The sequence below is a fragment of the Candidatus Thioglobus sp. genome (genome assembly GCF_028599055.1).
In the GTDB taxonomy this organism is placed as follows: Bacteria; Pseudomonadota; Gammaproteobacteria; order PS1; family Pseudothioglobaceae; genus Thioglobus_A.
This window is the reverse complement of record NZ_JAQRMS010000143.1, coordinates 1-2,715: the sequence shown is the minus strand read 5'-3', so window position 1 is coordinate 2,715 and position 2,715 is coordinate 1. Positions and strand designations below refer to the sequence as shown.

3 protein-coding genes are annotated in these 2,715 nt (G+C 31.8%); all 3 read left to right on the top strand.

The features are described 5' to 3' along the window. Positions 1 to 103: 103 nt before the first annotated feature. From PSN35_RS06895 to PSN35_RS06885, 3 genes are read left to right on the top strand one after another with little or no spacing between them, the layout of a single operon-like run. On the top strand, positions 104 to 523 hold the full coding sequence (locus PSN35_RS06895; protein ID WP_300031324.1) for an FkbM family methyltransferase: 420 nt from the start codon (positions 104 to 106) through the stop codon (positions 521 to 523). A 43-nt stretch (positions 524 to 566) separates the two neighbouring features. Beyond that, the gene (locus PSN35_RS06890; RefSeq protein WP_300031322.1) at positions 567 to 1,628 is read left to right on the top strand and encodes a glycosyltransferase family 10; all 1,062 of its coding nucleotides are present in this window, start codon (positions 567 to 569) and stop codon (positions 1,626 to 1,628) included. Between the two features lie 4 nt (positions 1,629 to 1,632). After that, a complete protein-coding gene (locus tag PSN35_RS06885) occupies positions 1,633 to 2,442 on the top strand; it encodes a glycosyltransferase family 25 protein (protein ID WP_300031319.1) in 810 nt (269 codons plus the stop codon). Positions 2,443 to 2,715 lie beyond the last annotated feature (273 nt).

Sequence of the window (2,715 nt, the reverse complement as noted above, 5' to 3'; positions counted from 1 at the left end):
GCAAGAAAAGATTTGACAAGTATCCAAGAGTGAAAATTTTTAATGCTGCTGTGGCTGATTATGACGGGAAATAGAATTTAATATTAGTAATGTGGGAGGGGCAGTGTCGTCTATTGGTAAATTTTCAAAAAATTGGGAAGATGGGCGCTCTGACAAAATAGAAATGATTAGAGTTATTAAAGTGCCCTGCATCAACTTATACAATTTCTTGCAGCAACACAACATAGATTTAATAGAAGATTATATTAGCGATATACAAGGTTTTGATTTGCAAGTTTTGAAAACACTGAAACCGTATATCGATAAAAAGAAAATAAAAAATATTACTTGTGAAGTTCTTAAAAATAAAAATACAGCTATATATTCAAACCTTCCAAATAATAGTGAAGAAGGGTTCAATCTCTTATTAAATGATAATTATGAGTGTGTCGCAAAAGGTGCAGGTATTTTAATTGATGGAGATTTCAGCGGTGTTCCAGACGAGTGGTGGGAGATGGATTGCAAATGGAGAGTAAAAGTATAGCAAATGCAATATTTTATAAAAATCAAGAAATATAGGTTGACTTGTGCAATTTAAAAAGACACCTAAAATACGCAGTTTTATATTGAAACTAATGTCTTTTTTAAGGATAATTATTGACATAAAAGACATGATTATTGGAATGGTAATTGACAAGATAAGAAATAAAGGTAAGGATGCTGATATTCGCCTTGCTTATGTTGGCTACTGGGAAAAACATAGTAATATTACCGAGCAAGATTGGTTTGTTATGTACATAACAAATATAACAAATAAAAAAGTTTCTGTTTCCTGGTATAAGCCTAATCTAATTATTTCATCTGTATTTGGCAATCATTTGGTGTTAAAATTTTTATTAAAAATTTTAAATACACCTTCACTGTTTTTCTCTGGAGAAAACATAAGTCTTGATCGTTATTACCCATATAGAGATTATCTTAAAAATTTACCAAGTTTAGCGTTAGGCTGTAACGATTCTCCTTATGCTTTTCGATTTCCCTTATGGTTGAATTATATATTTACCTCTAAAGAAATTGCAAGCGCCTCATTGGAAGATGTTAAGAATAAACTGAAAGAAATAGAAAGCAATAGTTTTTTGAACAAAGGGAGATTTGCAGCAATGATTGCACGACATGACGGGTTTGGTATCTCACGAACAAGTATTGTCCAATCGCTAAGCACGATAGACTTAGTGTCTTGTGCAGGAAAATTTTTGTGTAATGACGATACGCTAGTGGAAGAGTTTAATGATAACAAAAAGGCATACCTTAGAAATTTTATATTTAATATTTGCCCAGAAAACTCATCTGCGCCAAATTATGTGACAGAAAAGGTGTTTGAAGCTTTTGAAGCAGGATGCATTCCTGTTTACTGGGGCGATGATACCCCAGAACCTGATATTCTTAATCCTAAAAGAATCATTTTTTGGCAGGAAAATTCTGATAACAAAGCAAATATACAACTCATAGAAGGATTGTATAAAGATAAAAAAACAAGAGAAGACTTCCTGAAAGAGCCTGTTTTTGTAGAAGATGCCGATAAGGTAATATACAATTACTTCTTGATGTTAAGAAAAGAAGTGACCAATTTATTCAACAAGGGGAGATAAGCTTGTGGGCATCCCGTTAAAAACAATTCCAATATTTGTTGTAAACCTGCCGCAGAGCATTGAAAAGAGAAAGCATATTCGAGCACTTTGCGATAAATACAGGCTAAACCCGGAGTTTATTGATGCAGTTGACGGGAGGCTGTTGAGCGATGAAGAGGTGGCAAAAATATCTCCCAAAGAGCAAACAATTAAAAATATTGGCAGGAGGCTTACAAAAGGCGAAGTTGGTTGTGCGTTGAGTCATAAATTGATATATCAAAAAATAGTAGACAATAATATAAAAGCCGCTTTGATTCTGGAAGATGACGCTAAATTTAATCAGGATTTTATAAATTTTATAAGTGCTGTCGGTGCTAACAATTTTAAAGATTTAGATATAATACTTATGGGTCATAATAATCAGAGGCGCCCTATTTGCAGTTGGCAGGATAAAATTAAAATTAAAAAATATGCGCTTAAAAAACCATTAGAAATCATTTTTGGCACTCATGGGTATTGCATAACAAATAAAGGGGCAAAAAAAATGTTATCGAATATTGGTCAAATAACTCTACCAATTGACCATTATACGGGAGATGTCCAATATGTTAATTTGCGTTTATTGCATCCACAAGTTGTTTTAATCAATGAAACAATGGCGTCTCTTAGTGAATTAGAAAGTGACAGGAATGCAATGCGAGATAAATATCCCATACAAAAAACTCTAAAAATGAAAATTCTTAACTTATTTAATGCTTATAAAATTACAATAAATATAAAATATGTAATAAAGTATATTTGGCTACATATTCCCTATTTAAAATATAAACGCTAAAAGATGCAGAACATAAGTTATGGGAGAATGTAAAAAATAGAGGGCGAGAGGGCGATGAAAAAGAAAATATAATTAATATTGACCCTGTATATACAACCGCTCCCTTGTATAAAATAGCAATAATGATTTATACTAACACAATTCCAAAAATAGAAATGAATTTACAACAAAGAGTGCTTGTAACTTATGGTTTTTTTTCCTTTTTTTCTTTATTATTTTCCCCTATTATTGCCTTATTTGTAGGAGCATTTCCTTTAATTATTCTTACTGAAT